At 69.5% G+C, this 22,936-nt stretch carries 26 protein-coding genes; 11 read left to right on the forward strand and 15 right to left on the reverse strand.

Annotated features, from left to right (window positions below; all coding sequences use genetic code 11):
• The first annotated feature begins 64 nt into the window (after positions 1-64).
• A complete protein-coding gene (locus tag ABTW65_RS05945; RefSeq protein WP_350659026.1) occupies positions 65-412 on the forward strand; it encodes a hypothetical protein in 348 nt (115 codons plus the stop codon).
• A gap of 73 nt (positions 413-485) precedes the next feature.
• Here the strand turns inward: ABTW65_RS05945 and ABTW65_RS05950 are convergent, their stop codons facing one another.
• Positions 486-1,835: a cation:dicarboxylate symporter family transporter gene (locus ABTW65_RS05950; protein WP_350659027.1), complete on the reverse strand. Its 1,350-nt coding sequence runs from the start codon at positions 1,833-1,835 to the stop codon at positions 486-488.
• 142 nt (positions 1,836-1,977) lie between these two features.
• Between ABTW65_RS05950 and ABTW65_RS05955 the strand changes: the two genes are divergently transcribed.
• From ABTW65_RS05955 to ABTW65_RS05965, 3 genes are all read left to right on the forward strand, one after another.
• Positions 1,978-3,582: a sensor histidine kinase gene (locus tag ABTW65_RS05955; RefSeq protein ID WP_350659028.1), complete on the forward strand. Its 1,605-nt coding sequence runs from the start codon at positions 1,978-1,980 to the stop codon at positions 3,580-3,582.
• Between the two features lie 76 nt (positions 3,583-3,658).
• Entirely contained in the window at positions 3,659-4,351 is a 693-nt protein-coding gene (locus tag ABTW65_RS05960; protein ID WP_350659029.1) for a response regulator, read from the forward strand.
• 64 nt (positions 4,352-4,415) lie between these two features.
• Positions 4,416-5,168, forward strand: coding sequence for a class I SAM-dependent DNA methyltransferase (locus ABTW65_RS05965; RefSeq protein ID WP_350659030.1), 753 nt, complete (start codon positions 4,416-4,418; stop codon positions 5,166-5,168).
• Here ABTW65_RS05965 and ABTW65_RS05970 read toward each other — a convergent pair.
• Positions 5,159-5,875 (reverse strand): hypothetical protein, encoded by a 717-nt coding sequence (locus ABTW65_RS05970; RefSeq protein ID WP_350659031.1) that lies wholly within the window; start codon positions 5,873-5,875, stop codon positions 5,159-5,161. The genes ABTW65_RS05965 and ABTW65_RS05970 overlap by 10 nt on opposite strands.
• Positions 5,876-6,073: 198 nt before the next feature.
• On the opposite strand from ABTW65_RS05970, the gene ABTW65_RS05975 reads away from it, so the two are divergent.
• Positions 6,074-8,131, forward strand: coding sequence for a sensor histidine kinase (locus ABTW65_RS05975; RefSeq protein ID WP_350659032.1), 2,058 nt, complete (start codon positions 6,074-6,076; stop codon positions 8,129-8,131).
• Positions 8,128-8,796 carry a response regulator gene (locus ABTW65_RS05980; protein ID WP_350659033.1) on the forward strand — a complete coding sequence of 223 codons (669 nt, stop codon included), beginning with the start codon at positions 8,128-8,130 and terminating at the stop codon, positions 8,794-8,796. The genes ABTW65_RS05975 and ABTW65_RS05980 overlap by 4 nt, the downstream gene beginning before the upstream one ends.
• Before the next feature lie 12 nt (positions 8,797-8,808).
• Here ABTW65_RS05980 and ABTW65_RS05985 read toward each other — a convergent pair whose 3' ends face one another.
• The 5 genes from ABTW65_RS05985 to ABTW65_RS06005 are packed head-to-tail and all read right to left on the reverse strand — an operon-like array spanning position 8,809 to position 12,161.
• Positions 8,809-9,102 carry a hypothetical protein gene (locus ABTW65_RS05985; protein WP_350659034.1) on the reverse strand — a complete coding sequence of 98 codons (294 nt, stop codon included), beginning with the start codon at positions 9,100-9,102 and terminating at the stop codon, positions 8,809-8,811.
• Positions 9,099-9,392, reverse strand: coding sequence for a hypothetical protein (locus ABTW65_RS05990; RefSeq protein ID WP_350659035.1), 294 nt, complete (start codon positions 9,390-9,392; stop codon positions 9,099-9,101). Before ABTW65_RS05990 ends, ABTW65_RS05985 begins: the two co-directional genes overlap by 4 nt.
• Positions 9,393-9,401: 9 nt before the next feature.
• Positions 9,402-10,172, reverse strand: coding sequence for a nucleotidyltransferase domain-containing protein (locus ABTW65_RS05995; RefSeq protein ID WP_350659036.1), 771 nt, complete (start codon positions 10,170-10,172; stop codon positions 9,402-9,404).
• Between the two features lie 5 nt (positions 10,173-10,177).
• On the reverse strand, positions 10,178-10,714 hold the full coding sequence (locus ABTW65_RS06000; RefSeq protein ID WP_350659037.1) for a GNAT family N-acetyltransferase: 537 nt from the start codon (positions 10,712-10,714) through the stop codon (positions 10,178-10,180).
• A gap of 4 nt (positions 10,715-10,718) precedes the next feature.
• Entirely contained in the window at positions 10,719-12,161 is a 1,443-nt protein-coding gene (locus tag ABTW65_RS06005) for a glycine hydroxymethyltransferase (RefSeq protein WP_350659039.1), read from the reverse strand.
• Between the two features lie 465 nt (positions 12,162-12,626).
• Here ABTW65_RS06005 and ABTW65_RS06010 point away from each other — a divergent pair, with 465 nt between their 5' ends.
• From ABTW65_RS06010 to ABTW65_RS06025, 4 genes are all read left to right on the forward strand, one after another.
• Positions 12,627-14,351 (forward strand): nitrite/sulfite reductase, encoded by a 1,725-nt coding sequence (locus ABTW65_RS06010; protein ID WP_350659040.1) that lies wholly within the window; start codon positions 12,627-12,629, stop codon positions 14,349-14,351.
• Positions 14,348-14,518 (forward strand): hypothetical protein, encoded by a 171-nt coding sequence (locus ABTW65_RS06015; protein ID WP_350659041.1) that lies wholly within the window; start codon positions 14,348-14,350, stop codon positions 14,516-14,518. Before ABTW65_RS06010 ends, ABTW65_RS06015 begins: the two co-directional genes overlap by 4 nt.
• A complete protein-coding gene (locus ABTW65_RS06020) occupies positions 14,515-15,258 on the forward strand; it encodes a phosphoadenylyl-sulfate reductase (protein WP_141792939.1) in 744 nt (247 codons plus the stop codon). The genes ABTW65_RS06015 and ABTW65_RS06020 overlap by 4 nt, the downstream gene beginning before the upstream one ends.
• Positions 15,259-15,326: 68 nt before the next feature.
• Entirely contained in the window at positions 15,327-16,070 is a 744-nt protein-coding gene (locus ABTW65_RS06025; RefSeq protein WP_350659042.1) for a sirohydrochlorin chelatase, read from the forward strand.
• Positions 16,071-16,157: 87 nt separating this feature from the next.
• On the opposite strand, the gene ABTW65_RS06030 is transcribed toward ABTW65_RS06025, so the two are convergent.
• The 8 genes from ABTW65_RS06030 to ABTW65_RS06065 form a co-directional block, all read right to left on the reverse strand.
• Positions 16,158-16,568 (reverse strand): DUF3037 domain-containing protein, encoded by a 411-nt coding sequence (locus ABTW65_RS06030; protein ID WP_350659043.1) that lies wholly within the window; start codon positions 16,566-16,568, stop codon positions 16,158-16,160.
• Positions 16,568-17,350 (reverse strand): HipA family kinase, encoded by a 783-nt coding sequence (locus ABTW65_RS06035; protein WP_350659044.1) that lies wholly within the window; start codon positions 17,348-17,350, stop codon positions 16,568-16,570. The genes ABTW65_RS06030 and ABTW65_RS06035 overlap by 1 nt, the downstream gene beginning before the upstream one ends.
• On the reverse strand, positions 17,347-18,189 hold the full coding sequence (locus ABTW65_RS06040) for a PPK2 family polyphosphate kinase (RefSeq protein ID WP_350659045.1): 843 nt from the start codon (positions 18,187-18,189) through the stop codon (positions 17,347-17,349). Before ABTW65_RS06040 ends, ABTW65_RS06035 begins: the two co-directional genes overlap by 4 nt.
• A gap of 40 nt (positions 18,190-18,229) precedes the next feature.
• On the reverse strand, positions 18,230-18,925 hold the full coding sequence (locus ABTW65_RS06045) for a GNAT family N-acetyltransferase (RefSeq protein WP_350659046.1): 696 nt from the start codon (positions 18,923-18,925) through the stop codon (positions 18,230-18,232).
• A gap of 23 nt (positions 18,926-18,948) precedes the next feature.
• Positions 18,949-19,449, reverse strand: coding sequence for a phosphoribosyltransferase (locus ABTW65_RS06050; RefSeq protein WP_350659047.1), 501 nt, complete (start codon positions 19,447-19,449; stop codon positions 18,949-18,951).
• Complete coding sequence (locus tag ABTW65_RS06055) at positions 19,446-20,168, reverse strand: regulatory protein RecX (protein ID WP_350659048.1); 723 nt, start codon at positions 20,166-20,168, stop codon at positions 19,446-19,448. The genes ABTW65_RS06050 and ABTW65_RS06055 overlap by 4 nt, the downstream gene beginning before the upstream one ends.
• 67 nt (positions 20,169-20,235) lie before the next feature.
• Entirely contained in the window at positions 20,236-21,294 is a 1,059-nt protein-coding gene (gene recA / locus ABTW65_RS06060; RefSeq protein ID WP_350659050.1) for a recombinase RecA, read from the reverse strand.
• Positions 21,295-21,542: 248 nt separating this feature from the next.
• Positions 21,543-22,271 (reverse strand): DUF4396 domain-containing protein, encoded by a 729-nt coding sequence (locus ABTW65_RS06065; protein ID WP_350659051.1) that lies wholly within the window; start codon positions 22,269-22,271, stop codon positions 21,543-21,545.
• A 170-nt stretch (positions 22,272-22,441) separates the two neighbouring features.
• Here ABTW65_RS06065 and ABTW65_RS06070 point away from each other — a divergent pair, with 170 nt between their 5' ends.
• Positions 22,442-22,846 carry a DUF6153 family protein gene (locus ABTW65_RS06070; RefSeq protein WP_350659052.1) on the forward strand — a complete coding sequence of 135 codons (405 nt, stop codon included), beginning with the start codon at positions 22,442-22,444 and terminating at the stop codon, positions 22,844-22,846.
• Positions 22,847-22,936: the final 90 nt, after the last annotated feature.

The raw sequence follows: 22,936 nt of genomic DNA on the forward strand, positions 1-22,936 counted from the left end.
GCCATGAAGACCCGCCAGCCCGGTGTGGCTCCAGCGGCCGAGTTAGGCCAGAATCAGCGCCCAAATGAACTATCCGCATCCTCCCCATCAAGGGCCCGGTCAAGGGCCCCATCACCAGCCTCCTCGCGACCCGCTTGCCGTCGCCGGCCGGCTGGCGGCTGCCATCTGCTCGATCGTCTTCTGGCTGATCGGAGCGATCGCCGTGATCGCCGCCGTCATCGGCATCTTCCGTGCCTTCGGCGGCGACCTGGCCTGGCGCACTGTCGGGATCTGGGCCATCGCCGGGATCGGCTGCTTCGCGTTCTCGTGGATCGTCGCCGCGCTCGGCCGGATCGGGCTCGACGACGAGCCGATCGGGTCGTGGCGCGCCGCGCCGTTCGAGCTGGCCCGGATCCTCTACCGCAACAGATGACAGCTCGTGCACGAACGACATCAGGCCGTACGTCGCGCGTGTCGCGCGGCGTACGGCCTGGTGCCATGGGGGTCTAGACGAGAGCCTTGTCGGTCTCTGCCGCTGGCGGAGCGGCGTGGTCGTCGACCATGGTGGTCTCGTCGAACGGGTCCTGACCATCCAGGACACGGTCGAGCTGGCTGTGGTCGATCGTCTTGGTCCAGTGGCCGACCAGGACTGTGGCGACCGAGTTGCCGGCGAAGTTGGTCAGCGCACGGGCCTCGGACATGAACCGGTCGATGCCCACGATGAGCCCGACCCCGTCGACCATCTCCGGGCGGTGGGACTGGAGCCCGCCGGCCAGGGTCGCCAGGCCCGCACCAGTCACACCGGCGGCACCCTTGGAGGCGATCATCATGAACAGCAGCAGGCCGATCTGCTCACCGATGCTCAGCGGGTCACCCATGGCGTCCGCGATGAAGATCGAGGCCATCGTCAGGTAGATCGCGGTGCCGTCCAGGTTGAACGAGTAGCCCGTGGGGACCACGACACCGACGGTCGCCTTCTCGACACCGGCGTGCTCCATCTTCGCGATCAGGCGCGGGAGGGCCGACTCGGACGAGCTGGTGGAGAGGATGAGCAGGAACTCGCGGGCGAGGTACTTGAGCAGCTTGAAGAGGTTGACGCCGGTCGCCAGCTTGAGGAGCACGCCCAGGATGCCGAAGACGAAGATCGCGCAGGTGATGTAGAAGGCGATCATGATGACCGCGAGGCTCTTCAGCGCGTCGATGCCGGTCTCGCCCACGACACCGGCGATGGCACCGAAGGCGCCGACCGGGGCGGCCCACATGATCATCGCCAGCACGCGGAAGATCAGCCTCTGGAGCGAGGTGATCGCGTTGAGGATCGGCTTGCCCGACTCCCCCATCCGCTGCAGCGCGAAGCCGACCAGCAGGGCGACCAGCAGGGTCTGCAGCACCACACCGGAGGTCAGGGCCGAGAAGAGCGAGGTCGGGATGATGCTGAGGAGGAAGTCGGTCGTGCTCGCGTGACCTTCCGAGGCAGCCTCCTGGCCCGCGCTGGACGCGTCGGAGCTCAGCTGGAGGCCGTTGCCCGGGTCGATGATGTTGCCGACGATCATGCCGATCGCCAGGGCGACGGTGGACATCGCGATGAAGTAGACCAGCGCCAGGCCACCGACCTTGCCGACCTTGGCCGCGTTGGCGACCGAGCCGACGCCGATGACCAGGGTGCAGAAGATGATCGGCTGGATCATCATCTTGATCAGGTTCACGAACGCCGTGCCGATCGGCTTCAGCTCCACCGCGAACGATGGGGCGATCAACCCGACCAGGATGCCAAGTACCACCGCGGCGATCACCGCGATGTAGAGATAATGTGTCCGGTCCTTCTTGGGTCTTGTCTCAGTGGTGGTCGTACTCATCGTTCCTCCTGGTCCGGTGTGTCCTGCCCTCCGGGGCAACTCGGGCAACTCTCCGGGAGAACGTGACGACCGTCACTGTTGTGTTCGTTGTGTTCGTGGCCACGATCACATCCACGCAACGCAGGTGGTCCAGAATGAGGTGGTGCCCCGTGTCCACCCGTTCCGCCGCCGCGTTCTGCGCGATCGGCCGGTGGCCCAGCAGATCCTGCTCCTCCAGTTCGGCACGGTGCTGCTGCTCGTCGTCACCGGCATCCTGATGGCCTCCTACGACGCCCAGCGCGACTCCTACAGCCGCGCCACCCAGCGCGCGGTGGCGGTCGCCCAGACCGTCGCCGACTCCCCCACCGTCAGCACAGCACTGCGCGGCGAGGACCCGACGGCGACCCTCCAGCCCTGGACCGAGCAGGTACGCCGCGACACCGACACCGACTTCGTCGTCGTGATGGACCTGGACCGCACCCGCTACACCCATACCGATCCGCAGCAGATCGGCGGAAAGTTCGTCGGCGACCTCGGCAACGCGCCTGACGGCAAGGTCTTCACCCAGCAGTACACGGGCACGCTCGGCCCGTCGGTCCGCGCGGTGGTGCCGGTCGAGGAGGGCGACGAGGTCGTCGCGCTCGTGTCCGTCGGCATCACGGTCAGCGACATCAACCGCGGTCTCAAGCGCGACGTCACGATCGTGCTGCTGTGCGGCGTACTCGTGCTGGCCGCCGGGTTGACCGGTGCCTGGCTGCTGAGTCGTCGTCTGCACCGGCTGACCCACGGCATGGGTGAGCGCGAGCTGGCCCGGATGTACGAGTACTACTCCGCCGTCCTCCACTCGGTCCGCGAGGGTCTGCTCCTGCTCGACGGCGAGGGGCGCGTGCAGCTGGTCAACGACGAGGCGCGACGCCTGCTGGCGCTGCCGGACGACGTCATCGGCACCCGGATCGAGGACCTCGACCTGGCGCCCGGGCTGGTCGCCGCCGCCCGCGGCCGCACCGCCGAGTCCGACGATCTCTACCTCGCCGGCGAGCGGATCCTGGTGGTCTCCTCGGCCCCCGCGCTGTGGGACGGTCGCGAGGTCGGCGCCGTGGTGACGCTGCGCGACCACACCGAGCTGCGCTCGGTGACCGGCGAGCTCGAGGTCGTACGCCGCCTCACCGAGTCGCTCCGGTCGCAGAACCACGAGGCGGCCAACCGGCTCCACACAGTGGTGTCCCTCATCGAGATGGGCCGGGAGCAGGACGCGGTCGAGTTCGCCACCGAGGAGCTCCAGGTCGCCCAGCTCCTCACCGACCGGGTCGTGGGCGCGGTCGAGGACCCCGTCGTCGCCGCGCTGCTGCTCGGCAAGTCGGCCGAGGCGGCCGAGCAGGGCGTCGAGTTCCGCATCGTCGGCGAGGTGCCACCCGGAACGGGCATCCCACCCCGCGACCTGGTGACGGTGCTGGGCAACCTCGTCGACAACGCCTTCGACGCCGTCTCCGGCTTCGAGTCCCGCCAGGTCGAGGTCCACCTCACCGGTGACGACGACACCCTCACGGTCCGCGTGGGCGACAGCGGTCCCGGCCTGGACGACGCCGACTCGGCGCGCGTCCTCGACCGCGGCTGGACGACGAAGGCCGAGCCCGGCACGGGCCGCGGCCTGGGCCTGGCGCTGGTCGGCCAGATCGCCCGGCGCCATGGTGGCGAGGTCGTCATCGGCCGCTCCCACCTCGGCGGGGCCGAGTTCACGGTCACCCTCGGCACGGAGGTGGCGGAATGAGCGAGCGCCAGCGAGCGACCACAAGCCTCAGGCCGCCGCGTCCGTATTCTGGCGCTTGCGCTACGGAGGCGGCGGCGTGAGCGTCAAGGTGCTGGTCGTCGAGGATGAGGCGCTCGCCGCCGAGGCCCATGCGGCGTACGTCGGCCGGGTCTCGGGCTTCGCCCTGGCCGGGATCGCGCGTTCGGCGCGTGATGCGGTCCGCGCGCTCGACGCCGCCCGAGAGGCGGGCGCTCCGGTCGACCTGATCCTGCTCGACATGAACCTGCCCGACGGGCACGGGCTCGGCCTGCTCAGCAGGCTGCGCGCCGCCGGGCACTTGTGCGACGTGATCGCGGTGACGGCGGCGCGGGACACGAAGGTGGTGCGGCAGGCCGTCGTACAGGGGGTCGTGCTCTACCTGCTCAAGCCGTTCACCTTCGCGACCTTCCGAGACAAGCTCGAGCAGTACGCCGACTACCGCGCCCGGCTGGACGCGGCCCCCGAGGAGGTCGTCCAGGACGAGGTCGACCAGCTCCTGGGGTCGTTGCGGCCCACCGGGAGCACGCCGCTGCCCAAGGGCATGAGCCCGGAGACGCTGCGGGCCGTGACGGCCGCGCTGCGCGAGGCCGAGCGCGACCTGTCCGCAAGCGAGGTCGCTGCGGTGGTCGGCGCGTCACGGGTCACCGCTCGGCGCTACCTCGAGCACCTCGCCGACAAGGGCCTGGCCGCGCGCGGGGTCCGCTACGGGCCCAGCGGTGGGCGGCCCGAGGTCGGCTACTCCTGGCTCTGAGCCGACGAAGGCCCGCCTAAAATGGTTCGCGCCCGGGGTGCGCCGCCGGGCAGAGTCGATGCCCATGACCAGCAGCGACCTGTGGACCCGCGACGACGCCGAGCGCTACGACGACCCGGACGACTGGGTCAACTCACCCGAGGTGACCGGGCCGGTGGCCCGCTTCCTCGCCGAGGTCGCCGACGGCGGCCCCGCGCTCGAGCTCGCCATCGGGACGGGCCGGATCGGCGTACCGCTGCGGGAGCTGGGGGTGCCGGTCGCCGGCATCGAGCTGTCCCAGCCCATGGTCGAGGTCCTACGGCGCAAGGTCACCGAGGAGGAGATCCCGGTCGTCGTCGGCGACATGGCCTCCGCCGAGGCACCTGGGGTGGGGACGTACTCGTTGGTCTATCTGGTCTTCAACACGATCGGGAACCTGCGTACGCAGGAGGAGCAGGTCGCCTGCTTCGCCAATGCCGCTCGTCATCTGGCGCCGGGCGGGCGCTTCCTGGTCGAGGTCGGCGTGCCCGGCCTGCGGCGGCTTCCCCCGGGCAGCCCGGCGACCCCGTTCGACGTCTCCCCAGCGCACCTCGGGTTCGACACCTACGACCTGGTCACCCAGCAGGCGATCTCGCACCACTACACCCGCGAGGCCGACGGCCGCTTCCGGTACGGGCCACACAACTTCCGGTTCGTGTGGCCCTCCGAGCTCGACCTGATGGCGCGGTTGGCCGGGATGACGCTGGAGTCGAGGTACGCCGGCTGGGACCGCTCCGAGTTCACCAACGACTCCACGAGTCACGTGTCCGTCTGGCGCAAGCCGGACGATCACACCTGAGGTGGCAGGTCGAACTCGTCGTTGGTCATGCGCAGCAGGGCGACGCTGACACCGGCGCACCCGATCGCGGCGACGATGAGGCCGACGCCCTGACCGATGTTGTTCGGGATGAACGGGTGGGTGGCGGCTCCTACCATCACGGCGAGGCCGACCCAGACCGGCACGGCACGGCTGCGCATCAGCGCGCCGCCGAGCAGGCCGAGACCGAAGACGATGCCCACGATGAACAGGAGCGAGGCGATCCCGAGCAGCGGCTCCTGGTGGAGGGCGTCATCCAGGGCTGCCATCGACGTGGGGTCGAGGTCGTGCTGGACGGTGACCAGCGCCGGTGTCATCACACCGCCCATCAGGGGCATGCCGACGAGGAAGCCCGTCAGCGCGATGGCCCCGCCGGCCGTGGTCAGTCGTGGGGCGCCACGGCGGGCGACCCACGCCAGGGCGATGGTGGCGGGGATGAGCCCGACGACGAAGACCGCGTCCAGCCACTTCAGGGTCTCCAGCATGTCGGGATGGGCCTCGAGCGCTGTCACCGTTTCGGTGAAGGTGACGTCGCCTCCGGCCGGGCTCAGCATGTAGTGGATCCCCTTGGCGAGCATCGGCAGCGGCAGGATCACCGCGAGCAGGATGCGCCAGAAGGCGCGACGATCGCGTACTCGCTTCGTACGCCCCGTGCTGTCCGGGGGTGCGGGTTGGATGGTGGAGCTCATGCTGTCCTCCTGAGTTGATGTTCTCGGTAGGCGCCGGCGATGAGTGCAGACGCCACGGATCTGATCGTCTGCCCCGCCGATTCCCGCGGACAGAGGCGGGAATCACCGCGCCCTCCCGCGTTCTCGGGAGAACATCCCGATGGCCGGGAACGCCACCCCATTGCGCGCGCAGCGCCCCAGGGTCACTGTGGGGATATCGTGACGAGCACCGTGATCGCTGAGCGCTCCTGGTCACCCCGCACCCACCCGGTGCCGGCGGCCGGCGTACTGCTCGCTGTCGCCTTGGTCGGAGCCGGTGTCGCGCTGGCGGCCCTGATGACGCCGACAGATGCTCCTCGTGGGCAGGTCGCCGAATACGCGACGACGCTCGCGTACGTCGTGCCCTATGCGGTCGTCGGCGCCTTCCTCGTGGTCCGTCGCCCGGATCTCCCGTTCGGCTGGCTGCTGGCGGGCTGCGCCGCGGTCGTCGCCGTCGGGATCGCGATCGCCTCTCAGTCGTACGTCGCCCTCAGCGCGGGATCCGACAACGCTCTGCTGCGGTTCGGGTGCCTCCTCGCGACGGTGCAGTTCCTGCCGGTCGCGGTTCAGGGCCTGGTGAACGTCCGCTTCCCGAGCGGAAAGGTCACCTCGAGATTCGGGCGGGTGCTGAACCTGCTGCTCCTGATCGGCATCGCGCTCGGACTGATCGGCGGGCTCATCGGTGACTGGACCCTCGAGCTGGATCGAGCCGACGGGACGGTCGAGACACTCCGCAATCCCCTGACGAGCGGGACGCTCCTCGGAGAGGTCGGACTCGGACTCACGGCAGCCGTCCCGCTGGTGATCCTCCTGGGAATCATCGCCGGGCTCGAGGTCGTCCGGCGCGCATGGAAGGCCACCGGCATCGAGCGTGACCAGCTCAAGTGGCGGGCGTTCGGTGTCGTCCTCACGCTCGCGCTGTTCCCCTTCGCGATCACCGAATCGCTGCCGTTGGCGGTGTACGCGGCCGACGGACTGATCTTCACCAGCACCCTGGTGATCCCGATCGTCCGCTACCGGTTGTGGGCGATCGACACCATCATCCGGCGGTCCGCTGCGTACCTGATGGTGACCGTCCTGGTCGTGGGGGTCTTCGCGACGCTCACCTCGGTCGCCGCTGCGTTCCAGCGGGAGCGGGCCGGGCTGGTCACCGCGGCGGTGGTCGCCGCCCTGGTCCTCGGCCCGGCGCTGCGGCTCAGTCAGCACCTTGTCGACGAGCTGTTCTACGGCCATCGGGCGGATCCCTATCGTGCGCTGCGCGATCTCGGTCAACGTCTCGACGCCGCGGCCGCGCCAGGCGCGGCGTTGGAGGCAGTGGTCAGCACGGTCGCCGTCTCGCTCCGGCTGCCGTACGTCGCGATCGAGCGACCCGGTGACGGCAAGCTGCTGGCCAAGTACGGCGACCCACCGCCGACGGAGGCCGATCTCGGCCGCTGGCCGCTCGTGTCCCAGGGCATCCAGGTCGGAAGCCTCGTTGCCGCGCCGCGGCGAGGCGAGTCGGCGCTCGACACGCGGGATCAGGCGGTGCTCGCCGACCTGGCCCGACAAGCGAGTGCGGCCGTGCACGCCGAGGCGCTCACCACCGACCTCGCGATGTCGCGTCAGCGCATCGTCGAGGCGCGGGAGGAAGAACGGCGCCGACTGCGCCGCGATCTCCACGATGGCCTGGGCCCGCTGCTGACAAGTGTCGGACTCAACCTCGATGCCATGCGGAGCCGCCTGGCTGCCGGCAGCGGCGACCCACTCCCGCTCCTCGCCCGGGCGAAGGAGGCCTCGAGCCAGGCGATCGCGGATCTGCGTACCGTCGTCTACTCCCTCCGTCCGCCCGCCCTGGACGACCTCGGCGTCGTCGGGGCGATCACCGCCCAGGTGCGCCGGATGGGCGAGGTCGGCGGCCTCGACATCGCGGTCGAGGACGGTGACCTCCCGGCGTTGCCGGCTGCGGTCGAGGTCGCGCTGTACCGGATCAGCATCGAGGGTGTCACCAATGTGGTCCGGCATGCCGATGCCGGCAGTTGCCGAGTCCGCCTGGGCACGATCGACGGCAACGCCTTTCTCGAGATCGTGGACGACGGAGCATCCAGGCGAGTCTGGACGGCCGGAGTCGGCACCATCGGCATGCGTGAGCGCGTCTCCGAGCTCGGTGGAACCCTCGAGATCGGTCCGACGAGCGACGGCGGGCGCCTCCGGGCGTCGTTCCCGCTCGCGGATCCCGCAGCCGCCGAGGCACCGCGATGAGAGCCGACGGAGTCATCCGGGTGGTCATCGTCGACGACCACCAGCTCGTCCGGCAGGGGCTCGAGGCAGTGGTGGCTTCCGTCGACGACATCGCGGTTGTCGGTCAGGCCGCCGATGGTCGAAGCGCGGTCGAGGTCGTTGCCGAGACCGAGCCGGACGTCGTCCTGATGGACCTGCAGCTGCCAGGGCGCTCAGGTCTGGAGGCGACACACGAGATCCTCGAGGCTCGGCCCGACCTGGTCGTGCTGGTGTTGACGATGTTCGATGACGACGCCACCGTGCATGCGGCGATCGCCGCCGGCGCGGTCGGCTACCTGCTCAAGGGCGCCGACGGCGAGGACATCCTCGCCGCGGTGCGTTCGGCCGCGGCCGGCCAGGCCGTGTTCGGAGCCGCCCTCGCACATCGGATGCGTACGTTCTTCGCCGGCGGCCCCACCAGATCAGCCGAGTCGTTCCCGGAGCTCACCGATCGGGAGAGGGTGATCCTCGACAAGGTCGCAGCCGGCCTCTCCAACGTCGAGATCAGTCAGGCACTGTTCCTGTCCCCCAAGACGGTGGCCAACAACGTCTCGGTGATCCTGGCGAAGCTGAACCTGTCCGAGCGCGGCAAGGCGATCATCGTCGGCCGCGATGCCGGGCTAGGTCGAGGCGATCCGGGCCACTGACGCCGAGTCGGGTCACTCGCGGCGCTGGAACTCCCAAGCGAGGCGGATCGCCTCGCGGACGGCATCCGGAGCGGCGCGGTCGAGGTAGGCCTCGATCTTGTGGTGGGCCTCCATCCTGGGCGGGATGCCGAAGGCGTCCGGCCAGCGTTCGATCAGCGCCTCGCGGCGCTCGATCGGTACTCGGACGAGCAGGGTGTTCGCATCGACCTGCCTGGCGACCAGGCGGTCGTGGAGATACCAGCCGCGCGGTTTGTGGCGGCAGCCGTCCAGCGAGGAGACGAAGGCGTCGACCTCTTCCGGGGTCATGCCTCCGGAGCGTACGCCGTCCGCCACCGCTCGGCAGCCACCTGCGCGGCCTCGCCGATCAGCGCGCTCAGCTCGGGGCGGTCCGGGACCGGGAACGAGGTGTAGGCGCTGCGGCCGCCTTCGACCGGGCGGCCGTAGGCCTTGGCCGCGAGGCGCCCGTCGGGCAGGAGACGTACGTTGAGGGTGCTGAGCCGGAAGACCACGTCGCGGCGGGTGTCCGTCCACTGAAGTGATTCGGGAACGGCGACATTGATCGCCAGGGCGCTGACCTCGACCTCTTCACTTGTCACGGGCCGAGTCTAGGGCTGCCACAGCCCGATCTCCGCCGCGAAGCGGGCGACGATGGCCTCGACGACCCCGCCGGCGGCGAGCAGCGCCTCGGTCTCGTCGGCCGACGCGCCGCCGCCGTCGCACAGCGTCCGGAGCCTGGCCAGCTCGGGCGCCCGGGCCGGTTCGATCTCGCTCCAGCGGGCGACAGCGGCGAAGCGGTCGGTGGACCAGGTGCCGTCGTAGACGCTGACCAGGCCGGCCAGTGCAAGGAGGGACTTGCGCGCGATCCGGCGGGAGAGGTCGCTCGGGTCGTCGCGACCGAGGGCGGCGCGCCACCTGCGCAGGGCACGCTCGATGTCGCCGTTGAAGCCGCGGGCGGCACGAGCGTCCGCCGGGAACCCGGGCAGGGCTTCGCCCGGGTCGGGGCCGGCGAGATGGGCGCAGTAGTGGCGCAGGAAGACCCGGTTGCCGTACGCCTCGTCACCCTCGCCGAGATAGTCGTCCGCGGACGCCGCGGCGATCTCCACGCCACGGCAGAGCTCGGCGAAGGCAGCCGAAGCATCGGCTCCGAGCGCGGAGGCGTCCGCCGCCGGGAGTCCGATCGTCAGCAGGTCGACGTCGGAGGTGGGCACCGTGGCGGTGCCGTTGGCCACCGAGCCGTAGACCTGCACGGACACCTCCGGCGGGACCCGCCCGAGGACGTACGCAAGGACCGGCTCGTACGCCGACGGCACCCGGTCACGGCGCGCTCCCGTGACGATCAGACCGTCGGGGGTCACGCCCTCGCGTGGGTCGGCCATCGAGGTCAGGTGAGGCGGAGCGCCATCTTCGACTCGGTGCGCGGGTCACCCTCGGGGAAGGGCTGCGTCTCACCGGTGAGCTCGAAGCCGAGGCGTTCGTAGAGACGGCGCCCGGACTCGTTGCCATCGACGACCCACAGGGTCAGCACGGAGGCACCGTCACGACGAGCCCAGCCCGCGACTGCCAGGATGAGGCCCTCGGCGAGACCGTGACCACGCGCCTCGGGGGCGAGCCACATGTTGATCAGGTGGTGCTCACCGTCGTGGATGATCCCGGCAGCGAGCCCTGAGGGCTTCTCGCCGAGCCAGGCGATGTAGGCCGCACCGGACGCGGCCCACAGCCGCCAACGCTCGTCGGGCCAGGTGACGACCTCGTCGTAGGAGGCCCAGAACGCACGAGGAGTGTCCTGGAGAGCCGCGAGGCGCACCTTCTTGAGCGCCGGCCACTCGTCCTCGACGACGACACGCACCGCCGCCGTCGGGACCACCTTCTCAGGGGCCCCCACGCCGGGGATCGAGCTGGGTCGCTTCGGAGCAGGCACGGGATCAGGCGAGGTCGAGACCGGGGTACAGCGGGAACTTCGCGAGCAGCTCCGCCGCGGCGGCCTTCGTGTTGTCGGCGACGGAGTCCTCGATGGCGTAGGACGCCTTGGACGGGCCGCCGGCCTTGGTAGTGCCTGGCGTCGTCTTCGAGAGCACGTCGACGATGAGCTCGGCGACACGGTCGAACTCGTCGGCGCCGAAGCCGCGCGTGGTCAGCGCCGGGGTGCCGAGGCGGACGCCCGAGGTGTACCAGGCGCCGTTGGGGTCGGCCGGGACCGAGTTGCGGTTGGTGACCACGCCGGAGTCGAGCAGCGCCGACTCGGCCTGGCGACCGGTGAGGCCGAAGGAGGTCACGTCGAGGAGGACGAGGTGGTTGTCGGTGCCGCCGGTGACGAGCTTCGCGCCGCGCTTGAGGAAGCCCTCGGCGAGCGACTTGGCGTTGTCGGCGACCTCCTGGGCGTAGATCTGGAAGCTCTCCTGCTTCGCCTCGGCGAAGGCGACGGCCTTCGCGGCCATGACGTGGGAGAGCGGGCCGCCGAGGACCATCGGGCAGCCGCGGTCGACGCTCGGGGCGTACTCCTCGGTGGCCAGGATGAAGCCGCCGCGCGGGCCGCGGAGGGACTTGTGGGAGGTCGAGGTGACGACGTGGGCGTAGGGAACCGGGTTCTCCTCGCCCTGGAACACCTTGCCGGCGACGAGGCCGGCGAAGTGGGCCATGTCGACCATCAGGGTGGCGCCGACCTCGTCGGCGATCTCGCGCATCTTGGCGAAGTTCACCCGGCGCGGGTAGGCGGAGTAGCCGGCGACGATGATCAGCGGCTGGAACTCCTTGGCCTTGGCACGCAGCGAGTCGTAGTCGAGCAGCCCGGTCTCCGGGTCGGTGCCGTACTGGTTCTGGTGGAACATCTTGCCGGAGATGTTCGGGCGGAAACCGTGGGTGAGGTGGCCGCCGGCGTCCAGCGACATGCCCAGCAGGCGCTGGTTGCCGAGCTCGCCGCGCAGCGTCTCCCAGTCGGCCTCGGAGAGCTCGTTCATGTTCTTGACGGCCATCTTCTCCAGCCACGGGCCCTCGACCCGGTGGGCGAGGATGGCCCAGTACGCCGTCAGGTTGGCGTCGATGCCGGAGTGCGGCTGCACGTAGGCGTACTCAGCGCCGAAGAGCTCCTTGGCGTGCTCGGCGGCGATCTGCTCGACGGTGTCGACGTTCTGGCAGCCCGCGTAGAAGCGGTGACCGACGGTGCCCTCGGCGTACTTGTCGGAGAACCAGGTGCCCATCGTCATCAGCGTGGCGGGGCTCGCGTAGTTCTCGCTCGCGATCAGCTTGAGGCTGGCGCGCTGGTCAGCGAGCTCCTGCTTGGTCGCCTCGGCAATGCGGGGCTCCACGGAGGCGATGACCTCGAGGGCTTGGTTGTAGGCAGAACTCGTCAAGGCGGACAGATCGCTCATGGGTCACAGCGTAGTCAGCCGCGCGTACGAGAGCAGCATCGTGGTCCTCCGGTGCGTTGCGTACGTCCCCTATCACCGTCCGCGGGAATGACTGACGGCTCAGCCCGGTTGAGAGACCGTGACCAGATGGTGACCTCGGCCACACTGCCCGCGTGAACAAGCGGGAACGTCCCACATAACGGACCGATGTCTCATATATCGGGATTCCAGATTGCGTGAGACCCGTCCGCTACCTGAGACTCCTTGACATGGTCACTGCTGCAACACATGCGCACCTCGTGGTTCGACGCCACGTGGACTATTGCCGCATCCGCAGCTCGATCTGTTGGCGCCACTGACGCCCAGCGCTCCGCATTTCACCGCGTCGAGCCGCTGGCCCGCCGCCCGACAGACATCCCGGGCGCCCGCCGCGAGCACGTCCCTGCTCCGCCGTGCGTCCACGACCGACGCAAAGGTTTCTCTGACATGAGCGACAACCGGTTTCAGGCCAAGCGCGCCACCCGAACCGAGATCCCCCGGCCCAAGAAGGGCGAGGGTCAGTGGGCCCTCGGCTACACCGAGCCGCTGAACAAGAACGAGGAGTCGAAGAAGAACGACGACCCGCTCAACGTTCGCGACCGGATCCTCTACACCTACTCCAAGCGCGGGTTCGACTCGATCGATCCGGCCGACATGCGCGGCCGCTTCCGGTGGTTCGGTCTCTACACCCAGCGCAAGCCCGGGATCGACGGCGGCAAGACCGCCATCCTCGACGAGGAGGAGCTCGACGACCGCTACTTCATGATGCGCGTACGCTCCGACGGCAAGCTCCTCTCCCCCGCCGCGGTGCGCACCCTGGGTCAGATCGGCGTGGACTTCGGGCGGGACACCGCGGACATCACCGACCGCGAGAACATCCAGTACCACTGGATCGACATCGAGAACGTCCCGGAGATCTGGTCGCGCCTCGAGGAGGTCGGGCTGCACTCGACCGAGGCCTGCGGCGACTCGCCGCGTCCGTTCCTCGGCTCGCCGGTCGCCGGCGTCGCTGCCGACGAGATCATCGACGGCACCTCGGCGCTGCGCGAGATCGAGTCCCGCTACCTGGGTGACCCCGCCTTCTCGAACTTCCCGCGCAAGTTCAAGACCGCGCTGACCGGCCACCCTTCCCACGACGTGGCGCCTGAGATCAACGACATCGCCTTCGTCGGCACCGTCCACCCCGAGCACGGCCCTGGCTTCGACGTCTGGGTCGGCGGCGGGCTCTCCACCAACCCGCGCCTGGCCGAGAAGCTCGGTGTGTGGGTGCCGATCGATGAGGTCGCCGACGTGTGGGCCGGTGTCGCGGGCATCTTCCGCGACTACGGCTACCGCCGGCTCCGCTCGCGGGCCCGGCTGAAGTTCCTGGTCGCCGACTGGGGCAAGGAGAAGTTCCGCGAGGTCCTCGAGAACGAGTACCTCGACCGTCAGCTCGTCTCGAACCCCTCCCCCGAGTCGCCCCTGGGACACCGCGACCACGTCGGCATCCACGACCAGAAGGACGGCAAGAAGTACGTCGGCCTGGCACCGATCGCCGGCCGCATCTCCGGCACCCACCTGGTCGAGCTCGCCGGCGTCATGGAGAAGTTCGCCGTCGAGGGCGCCCGGCTCACGCCGTACCAGAAGATCGTGCTGATCGGTGTCGACCCCGCGGTCGTCGAGGACCTCGTCACCGCGCTGGACGCGATCGGCTTCTCGGCCCGGCCCTCCAACTGGCGCCAGAACACGATGGCCTGCACCGGGATCGAGTTCTGCAAGCTCGCGATCGTGGACACCAAGGACCGGGCCCGCGACCTGATCGCCTCGCTCGAGTCGCGGTTCCCGGAGCTGGACGCCTCGATCACCGTCAACGTCAACGGCTGCCCCAACGCCTGCGCGCGGACCCAGGTCGCCGACATCGGGCTCAAGGGCCAGCTGGTCCTCGACGACGAGGGCAACCAGGTCGAGGGCTTCCAGGTGCACCTCGGCGGCGCGACCGGGCTGACCGCCAACTTCGGGCGCAAGCTGCGCGCGCACAAGGTCACCTCCGCCGGGCTCGACGACTACATCTCCGCGCTGGTCGTCAACTACCTGGCCGACCGCGAGGAGGCCGAGACCTTCTCCGCCTGGACCGCGCGGGCCGACGAGGTACTGCTGCGCGGCGAGAAGACCTTGGACGAGGTGACCGCATGAGCGAGCGCGCAAGCACCCCGTTCCACTGCCCGTTCTGTGGCGAGACCGACCTGTGGCCGCACGAGGCCACGCACGGGTCCTGGGAATGCCGCGCCTGCCTGCGCGCCTTCCAGCTGAAGTCACTTGGACAGATCTCTCGGGCAACCACGAAGGAGGCGCACCGATGAGCGTCAGCACAGCAGCCGCAAGGGCCAACCGCGCGGTCGACACCGAGGGACGTACGCCCGAGGAGCTGCGCGAGATCGTCTCCCACTGGGGAGCCGAGCTCGAGCTCGCCCCGGCCGAGACGATCATCGAGTGGGCCGCCGCCACCTTCGGCGAGCGGTTCGCGATCACGTCCTCCATGGGTGACGCGGTCCTGGCTCATCTCGCCTCGAAGGTAGTGCCCGGGATCGACGTGGTCTTCCTCGACACCGGCTACCACTTCATCGAGACGATCGGCACCCGCGACGCCGTCGAGGCGACGATGCCGGTCAACCTCCTCACGATCACGCCCGTGCAGAGCGTGGCCGAGCAGGACGCCGAATACGGCAAGGACCTCTACCGGACCGACCCCGACCTGTGCTGCGCGCTGCGCAAGGTCAAGCCCCTGGCCGACTCGCTCGCCTCCTACGACGCCTGGGCCACCGGCCTGCGCCGCGCGGAGACGAAGAACCGGGTCATCGCCCCGGTCATCGGCTGGGACGCCAAGCGCCAGAAGGTCAAGGTCTCGCCGATGGCGCGATGGTCCGACGAGCAGGTCGAGCGATATATCGAGGACAACGGAGTACTCGTGAACCCGCTCGTCTATGACGGGTATCCCTCGATCGGCTGCGCGCCGTGCACCCGCCGGGTAGCCCCCGGCGAGGACCCGCGCAGCGGGCGATGGGCCGGCACCGGCAAGACCGAGTGCGGCATCCACGCCTGATCCCGGCCACAGCCCGCGCCCGGAGGGCGCAATACAACACAGACCTGCAACACCGAAGGATGAAGACAATGGCAGCTCCCGCTCTGGTAGCCCTGGCTCACGGCAGCCGCGACCCGCAGTCCGCCGCGACCATCAACGCCCTCATTGCCGAGGTGCGCGCCCTGCGCCCCGACCTCCGTATCGAAGCCGCCTTCCTCGACCACTCCCGGCCGCGTTTCCAGGCCGTCGTCGACAAGCTGGTCAAGGCCGGCCACGACGAGATCGTCGTCGTGCCTCTGCTCCTGACCGAGGCGTTCCACGCCCGCGTCGACGTACCCTCGGTCATCGCCGAGGCCACCGCGCGCCACTCCGGCCTGCGCATCCACACCAGCGAGATCCTCGGCCTCGAGAGCGTCTTCCTGCAGGTGCTCGACGAGCGCCTGCGGGCGTCGCTCAAGGACGCGCGGGTACGCGAGCTCGACGCGCTCGTCCTGGCCGCCGCCGGCTCCTCGGACTCGCTGGCCAACCAGTCGGTGGCCCGCCTGGCCCGCATCTGGGGTGCCCACCACAAGCTGCCGGTCGTGGCTGCGTACGCCTCGGCTGCTCCGCCGGCCACCGGCGAGGCCGTTCGTGCCTTCCGGGCCGAGGGTCGCCGCCACATCGCCGTCGGCATGCTCTTCCTGGCCCCCGGGCAGCTGCCCGACCGCGCCAAGGAGCTCGCCCTCGAGGCCGGCGCCGTCGCGGTCAGCGACCCGATGGGCGCCCACCCCGAGGTCGCCCGCACCATCCTGGCCCGCTACGCCGTCGGTGCCGTCGAGCTCGTCCCGGTCTGATCTGACCCGTCCCGCGCCGAGTCGGCGCATCCTGACAACAATCCCCGCCGAGTCGGCGCGTCATGACGCGCCGACTCGGCGGGGATTTCAGGTGATCTGGTGGGCGAAGACTCGGTCCAGCTCGGCGACGGCATCGGCCGTGACACCGCCGTGGACGGGGCCGGGCTGGAGGACCGTGCTCTTCGGGGCCTTGAGGAGGCCGAAGCGGGCGGACTCGTTGTCGGAGAGCGACCGGAGGCCGTACGCCGTGGCTCGGACGCCCGCGCCGAAGCCGGCGTGGGCGGCGCCGGCGCAGATCAGGTCCACCGACTCCAGGGCGGCCCGGACGAGGGAGAGGTCGAGGCCCGGGGCGAAGGCGGCGAGGCGCTGCTCGTCGAGCGTCCACCGGGCGGCGAGGAACTTCTGCTCGGGGCAGTGGAGGACGACGCCGACGTTGAGGAACTCCTCGCGCTCGGGTCGGGGTACGCAGCGGAGCACGACGTACTGGTAGGCGTCCATCACGCCTCCTGGGCGGGCTCGGCCGCGGGCAGCCACGGGCGCTCGCCGTCGAGGCGCGCCCGCAGGAACGCGACGTAGCGCTCGCGCAGCGACTCCGGGGTGTCGTAGCCGGGGACCGGCTCGAGCCACTCGTCGGGTACGTCGGCGAGCACCTTCTCCAGCACCGCGTCGTCGAGCCGCGCGGCGAGGTCGTCGTTCTGGGCGATCGCCTCGTCCGCGTAGGCCCGCAGGATGTGCTCGGAGGTGTCGTAGGGCTGCGCCGCGTAGCGCGCCGGGTCGCCGCCCCCGCCGGGCCAGACGTGGTGGAAGTAGAGCGAGGCGCCGTGGTCGATGACGTAGAGCGCGCCGTTCCACAGCAGCATGTTGGGGTTGCGCCAGGAGCGGTCGACGTTGGCGATCAGCGCATCCAGCCACAGGATCCGCCCGGCGAGCGACGGGTCCGGCGAGTAGGCGGCGTCGTAGCCGAACGCACCCGCCAGGAAGTCGATGCCGAGGTTGAGGCCGGCGCTCACGTTGAGGAGGTCCTGGACCTCCTCGTCGGCCTCGTAACGGGCGATCTCGGGGTCGAGGTCGAGCACGACCTGGTCGGGCGTGGGAATGTCGAGCGCCCGGCACAGGCCGGTGACGATCACCTCCGCGACCAGCACCCGCAGCCCCTGCCCGGCGCCACGGAACTTGCAGACATAGGTGCCGAGGTCATCGGCCTCCACGATCCCGGGCAGGCTGCCGCCCTCCCGGAGCGGGGTGACATACCGAGTCACCCGCACCGTCTCAAGACTCACGAGATGGTGTCCTCTTCCAATCGTCTCTTCTCCTCGGCGATGTCGAAGCGGGGCGCGGGCCAGTCCAGATCGAGCCGGTCCAGTGTCTCCAGGAGCAGCTCGCCGATGGCCAGGTTGCGGTACCACTTCTTGTCGCTCGGCACGAGGTACCACGGAGCGTACTCGGTGTTGGTGCGCTCCAGCGCAATCTCGTACGCCTCCCGGTAGCTGTCCCACAGCTGGCGCTCGTCGACGTCGCCGCGGTTGTACTTCCAGTGCTTCGTCGGGTCCTCGAGCCGGGCCATGAGCCGCTTCTTCTGCTCCTTGGGCGAGATGTGCAGCATGCACTTGAGGATGACGATGCGATCGTCGGCCAGCCTCTTCTCGAAGTCGTTGATCGCGCCGTAGCGCCGCTCGATCTCCTGGGGTGGGGCGAGCTCGCGGACGCGACCGATCAGCACGTCCTCGTACTGGGAGCGGTCGAAGACGCCGAGGTAGCCGGGCTCCGGCACCGCCTTCTCGATCCGCCACAGGAAGTCCTGGGCGCGCTCCTCGTCGGTCGGCGCCTTGAAGCTGGTGATCTTGACGCCGACAGGGTCGACCAGCCCGACGGTGTGCTTGAGCACACCGCCCTTGCCGGAGGTGTCCATCCCCTGCAGGACGAGCAGCACCCGCCGGGGGTCGTCGCTCTCCCTGGAGGCGAAGAGCTTGGTCTGCAGCTCGAGCAGCATCGGGCCGAGCTCGGCGAGCACCTGCTTGCCGGTCTCCTTGTCGACGCCGACGCCGGGCGCGGAGTTCGTGTCGTACTTCCGCAGGTCCACCGGTCCGGCCGGCAGCCGCAGCTCGTCAAGAAGGGTCATGGGTCGACGATAGGCCCGCGACCGGGGCCGCCGGGGCGGGTCAGCCGAGAACGCGTCGCAGATCCAGCGAGCAGCCGACCATCGTGGTCGTCGAGCCGTCGGGCTGGGGCTCGTCGAACCAGGTGCCCTGCTCGAAGCCGACCTTGGCGAGCATCCGCAGCGAGGCTGCGTTGCGGTGGTCGGGGGCCGCGAAGCAGGCCGTCGCTCCCGGATAGCGGCGCGGTATCGAGGTCAGCCAGACCCAGGCCATCCGCGGGCCGATCCCCCGGCCCACAAACGCCGGCTCCCCGATCGCATAGTCGAAGCCGATCGCCTCCGGGTCAGGGGTGAGCAACGCGTAGTCGGGCTGCTCGCTGATCCGGTAGTCCTGGCAGAAGCCGATCGACCGTCCGTTGACCTCGATCACCCAGAACGTCACCGGGGTCTTGCCGTCGATGTCCGGCCCGTAGTTCTCCTTCACCCAGTCGGGCGTCGGCTCACCGTCGACGGCATACCAGCGGTGCACGTGCTCCGCGTTGAGCCAGCGGATCAGGTGTGGCAGGTCGCCGCGGGTCATCGGCCGCAGCGCCACCACCGGCATCGGGTCGGAGGAGAACTCCTTCACCTCACCGGAGAGATCCACCGCGTACGCAGGCCGCCCGGCGATCCTCGCGGCCGCCGCTGCCCAGCTCTCCCCCGGGCGCGTCACGCCACCGAGACGGTGTGTCCCGGTGTGGACCGCAACCGGAGTGAACATGCACCCAGGTTAACCGTGTGGGGTCAGTGGGCCTGGCCGCCGCGGCGGTCGACGAGCGGCGGCTGGGAGGACCACGGGAAGTCGATCCAGCGGTCGGTCTTCTTGTAGACGTAGTCGGCGTTGATCACCGTCCACGGCTTCTCGAAGATCACCGCGGTGCGGGCCTCGGCCACGTGGCCCTCGCAGAAGTCGTGGACGATCTCCAGGGTCTTGCCGGTGTCGGCGACGTCGTCGGCGATGAGCACCTTCATCCCAGTCAGGTCGACGGCCGCGGGGGTCGGCGGGAGCATGATCGGGACGTCGAGACGCTCGTTGATGCCGGTGTAGAACTCCACGTTGATCGCGGACAGGTTCTTCACGTCGAGGGCGTAGCCCAGGCCCATCCCGAGGGCGAGACCGCCTCGGGCGATGGAGAGCACGATGTCGGGCTCGTAGCCGCTGTCGACGACCTTCTGGGCGATGTCGCGCACTGCGGTGCCGAAGAGGTCGTAGGTCAGGATCTCGCGCTCTTGCTGCTCACTCACAGGTCGGATTCTGACACGAGACCGTCGGCGCCATCGTCATCGGCCAGAGCGAGCTCCTCGCGAACGATGCTGAAGGCCACACCGGCGCCGTATCCCTTGCGGGCGAGCATCCCGACCAGACGCCGGGTCTTGGTCTGGTCGTCGAAGCGCTCCAGGGAGCGCAGCTTGCGCCGGACCATTCGCCGGCCGGCCTCGCGCTCGTCGTCGGGGTCGATCTCGTCGAGCGCGTCGCGGGCCACGTCGTCGTCGATGCCCTTGCGGCGCAGCTCCTGGGCCAGGGCTCGTCGCGCCAGGCCCTTTCCGGGCTGCCGGCTGGCGATCCATGCCTTGGCGAAGGCCTCGTCGTCGATCAGGCCGACCTCTTCGAAGCGGTCCAGCAGCCGTGTCGCCAGGGCTGCGGGGACCTCCTTCTTCTCCAACTTGTCGGCGAGCTCCTTGCGGCTGCGCGCCTGGCCGGTCAGGGCGTCGAGGAGGATCTTGCGGGCGATCGCCTCGTGGTCGGGCTCGGGGTCGTTCTTGGGATCCGCGGGGTCTGCGGGGCGAGGTTTGCTCCGACGGGAACGTGTTGGTTTCGACACGTCGTCGCTCCTTCGTCGCGACGACGGCTCAACCGACGGGAGCGACGGCTCGACCGACGGGGAGGACGGGTTCTTCCCGGCCCAGGCTTCTACGCCGAGGGAGACGTCGCCCAGCCAGTCGGGCGCGGGCCGTTCGTCCACCCAGGGATCCTGGGTGGACGAACGGTCAGGCCTTGACGAAGCCACGGGTCAGCCGGTGCCTTTGGACCTAGAAGTCCTCGACGCCGGCAGGCTCGGCAACGGGCGCCTCGCCGTCGGCCGGGGCGTCGACCGTCGGCACGACCCCGAGCTTCTCCAGGATCCGCTTCTCCAGCTCGTTGGCCAGGTCGGGGTTGTCCTTGAGGAAGTTGCGGGAGTTCTCTTTGCCCTGACCGAGCTGGTCGCCCTCGTAGGTGTACCAAGCACCGGCCTTGCGGACCAGGCCCGCCTCGACACCGACGTCGATCAGGCCGCCCTCGCGGGAGATGCCCTTCCCGTACATGATGTCGAACTCCGCCTGCTTGAACGGCGGGGCCACCTTGTTCTTCACGACCTTGACGCGGGTGCGGTTGCCGACCATGTCGGTGCCGTCCTTGAGCGTCTCGATCCGGCGCACGTCGAGTCGCACCGAGGAGTAGAACTTCAGCGCGCGACCACCGGTCGTGGTCTCGGGCGAACCGAACATCACGCCGATCTTCTCGCGCAGCTGGTTGATGAAGATCGCGGTCGTGCCCGAGTTGTTGAGCGCACCGGTCATCTTTCGCAGCGCCTGGCTCATCAGTCGAGCCTGCAGACCGACGTGGCTGTCGCCCATCTCGCCCTCGATCTCGGCCCGCGGCACCAGCGCCGCGACGGAGTCGATGACGATCAGGTCGAGCGCGCCCGAGCGGATCAGCATGTCGGCGATCTCCAGGGCCTGCTCACCCGAGTCGGGCTGGGAGACCAGCAGGGCGTCGGTGTCGACGCCGAGGTTCTTCGCGTATTCCGGGTCGAGCGCGTGCTCGGCGTCGATGAAGGCCACGATGCCGCCGGCGCGCTGCGCGCTGGCCACCGCGTGGAGGGCCACCGTCGTCTTACCCGAGGACTCCGGACCGTAGATCTCCACGACCCGCCCGCGGGGCAGACCGCCCAGACCCAGCGCCACGTCGAGCGCGATCGAGCCGGTCGGGATCACTTCCAGCGGAGCCCGGGTCTCATCGCCCAGCCGCATGACCGAGCCCTTGCCGAACTGCCTCTCGATGTTGGCGAGAGCGGCGTCCAATGCCTTCTCGCGATCACCTGCCGCCATGTTCTTTCCTTCCTGAGGGGCAGACTTCTTCCCCTTGCCTGCCGCTTGTCCACGTGTCTTCGTCGTCATCAAGGCAGACGCTAGACGGGACCACCGACAGTTTTGAACGGGACCCTCTGGCACGGTGTTTCACGACCCTGTTTTTGCCTGGCCGATAGCACGAACCACGCTCCACCTACTACCACACACTAGCCCGAACAAGCGTTCGATGTGAACACCTGTTCGGGCGTGTCGAGGTCGTCGAATTCTCAGTGGTTCTGCATCTCGACCTGCTCGGCGGGGGCCGGACCGCCGCCGATCTCGTCGGCGATGGCGACCGAGAGGCCACCGAGCATGAACGCGATGATCACCGCGGCCAGGGCGCCGCTGGAGAAGGACGGGATGAAGCGGCGTACGCCCTCCTGGACCGGCTCCGCACCGTGGTACTGGTGGGTGAGCGCATGCCCCTTGCCCCGCTGGAGCAGGTATCGGTTGACCGGGAAGGCCGCCACGAAGGCCACCGAGAGGGCGATCATCATCCCGATCCAGAACACGACGTTGACCAGCCCGGCCTCCATGGCTCCAGGGATGAGCGCCATGACCAGGTTGTCGACCAGCTCCATCGTCGCGATCGAGAGGGTGTCGGCGGCCAGCACGACGCTGAACGCCGCACCGACGGCCAGGCCCGACTTGAGCAGCGGCAGGGTCGAGAGGGCGTAGCCGAAGGCGAACGCCAGCGTGACGGCCAGGGCGATCGTCCACCCCGTGCTGAGCCCGATCGCGGTGCCGATCATCAGTCCGGCGATCTCGCCGATCGCGCATCCGGTGAGGCAGTGCAGCGTGGCGCTGGCCGCCATCGCGTTCACCCCGCCCCCACCGTGACCACCGTGCGCGTCGTGCCCGGAGTGGTCGCCGTGCCCCTCGTGGCCCTCGTGCATCGAGTGCTGATCTCCGGCGTGGTCGTGTCCGGCGTGCAGGTGCCCGTCATGCGACGTCATGTCGCTCCCTTGCTCGATCGTTCGTCGTGCTTACCCGACATTCATACCCCATGGGGGTATGCACATGCAAGCGGCATCCGGTTCGGGAGCCCACTTTGTCCAACCGCGAAGGACTCCTTAGGGTGTGCTGTGTGTGGACGGCAGCGCGACGACGGCAGCGGAGGACCCGCATGGTCGCGCGCGCCGGTCTGCTGGCAGCGGTCGTGGTCACGGTCGCCGGTCTGCTGGCCATGCATGCGCTGAGCCTCCACGGCACCGACACCGACGGTGAGCACGGCGCGCTGAGCCTGCCCGCCGCCCACGTCGAGCACACCCACGCTCTCGAGCACTCCGACCACGGAGCAGCCGACGACGCCGGACACCCGGGCGGCGAGGGGCACACGGCGATGATGCTCTGCGCGGCGTTCCTGCTCGCCGCCGGCGCGCTGCTGCTGAGCGGGCTGTGGCGGCGTACTCCTGCCTGGTGGTTCTCGCGGGCCCGCAACTGGTTCCGGACCGGCGGATCCGCGCCCCTGCTCACCTATCCCGCCACCGGCCCGCCGTCGGTCTGGGCCTACTCCGTCATCAGGTGCTGAGCGGCCTGACCACCCGCGACCCCGGCCACGCCCGAGGTCCGCAGGTGGTTCAGCGATGCCCGGAAACAGCACTTGACAAGGAGAAACAAC

Origin of the sequence: Nocardioides sp. NPDC127503 (assembly GCF_040302165.1) — a bacterium.
Classification (GTDB): domain Bacteria; phylum Actinomycetota; class Actinomycetes; order Propionibacteriales; family Nocardioidaceae; genus Nocardioides.

Excerpts from the sequence above, each read along its gene's own strand:
- ABTW65_RS05945 (WP_350659026.1), top strand. The coding sequence starts at position 65 with ATGAACTATCCGCATCCTCCCCATCAAGGGCCCGGTCAAGGGCCCCAT.
- ABTW65_RS05950 (WP_350659027.1), bottom strand. The coding sequence starts at position 1,835 with ATGAGTACGACCACCACTGAGACAAGACCCAAGAAGGACCGGACACAT.
- ABTW65_RS05965 (WP_350659030.1), top strand. The coding sequence starts at position 4,416 with ATGACCAGCAGCGACCTGTGGACCCGCGACGACGCCGAGCGCTACGAC.
- ABTW65_RS05970 (WP_350659031.1), bottom strand. The coding sequence starts at position 5,875 with ATGAGCTCCACCATCCAACCCGCACCCCCGGACAGCACGGGGCGTACG.
- ABTW65_RS05980 (WP_350659033.1), top strand. The coding sequence starts at position 8,128 with ATGAGAGCCGACGGAGTCATCCGGGTGGTCATCGTCGACGACCACCAG.
- ABTW65_RS05985 (WP_350659034.1), bottom strand. The coding sequence starts at position 9,102 with ATGACCCCGGAAGAGGTCGACGCCTTCGTCTCCTCGCTGGACGGCTGC.
- ABTW65_RS05995 (WP_350659036.1), bottom strand. The coding sequence starts at position 10,172 with ATGGCCGACCCACGCGAGGGCGTGACCCCCGACGGTCTGATCGTCACG.
- ABTW65_RS06005 (WP_350659039.1), bottom strand. The coding sequence starts at position 12,161 with ATGAGCGATCTGTCCGCCTTGACGAGTTCTGCCTACAACCAAGCCCTC.
- ABTW65_RS06010 (WP_350659040.1), top strand. The coding sequence starts at position 12,627 with ATGAGCGACAACCGGTTTCAGGCCAAGCGCGCCACCCGAACCGAGATC.
- ABTW65_RS06015 (WP_350659041.1), top strand. The coding sequence starts at position 14,348 with ATGAGCGAGCGCGCAAGCACCCCGTTCCACTGCCCGTTCTGTGGCGAG.
- ABTW65_RS06020 (WP_141792939.1), top strand. The coding sequence starts at position 14,515 with ATGAGCGTCAGCACAGCAGCCGCAAGGGCCAACCGCGCGGTCGACACC.
- ABTW65_RS06025 (WP_350659042.1), top strand. The coding sequence starts at position 15,327 with ATGGCAGCTCCCGCTCTGGTAGCCCTGGCTCACGGCAGCCGCGACCCG.
- ABTW65_RS06030 (WP_350659043.1), bottom strand. The coding sequence starts at position 16,568 with ATGGACGCCTACCAGTACGTCGTGCTCCGCTGCGTACCCCGACCCGAG.
- ABTW65_RS06040 (WP_350659045.1), bottom strand. The coding sequence starts at position 18,189 with ATGACCCTTCTTGACGAGCTGCGGCTGCCGGCCGGACCGGTGGACCTG.
- ABTW65_RS06045 (WP_350659046.1), bottom strand. The coding sequence starts at position 18,925 with ATGTTCACTCCGGTTGCGGTCCACACCGGGACACACCGTCTCGGTGGC.
- recA (WP_350659050.1), bottom strand. The coding sequence starts at position 21,294 with ATGGCGGCAGGTGATCGCGAGAAGGCATTGGACGCCGCTCTCGCCAAC.
- ABTW65_RS06065 (WP_350659051.1), bottom strand. The coding sequence starts at position 22,271 with ATGACGTCGCATGACGGGCACCTGCACGCCGGACACGACCACGCCGGA.
- ABTW65_RS06070 (WP_350659052.1), top strand. The coding sequence starts at position 22,442 with ATGGTCGCGCGCGCCGGTCTGCTGGCAGCGGTCGTGGTCACGGTCGCC.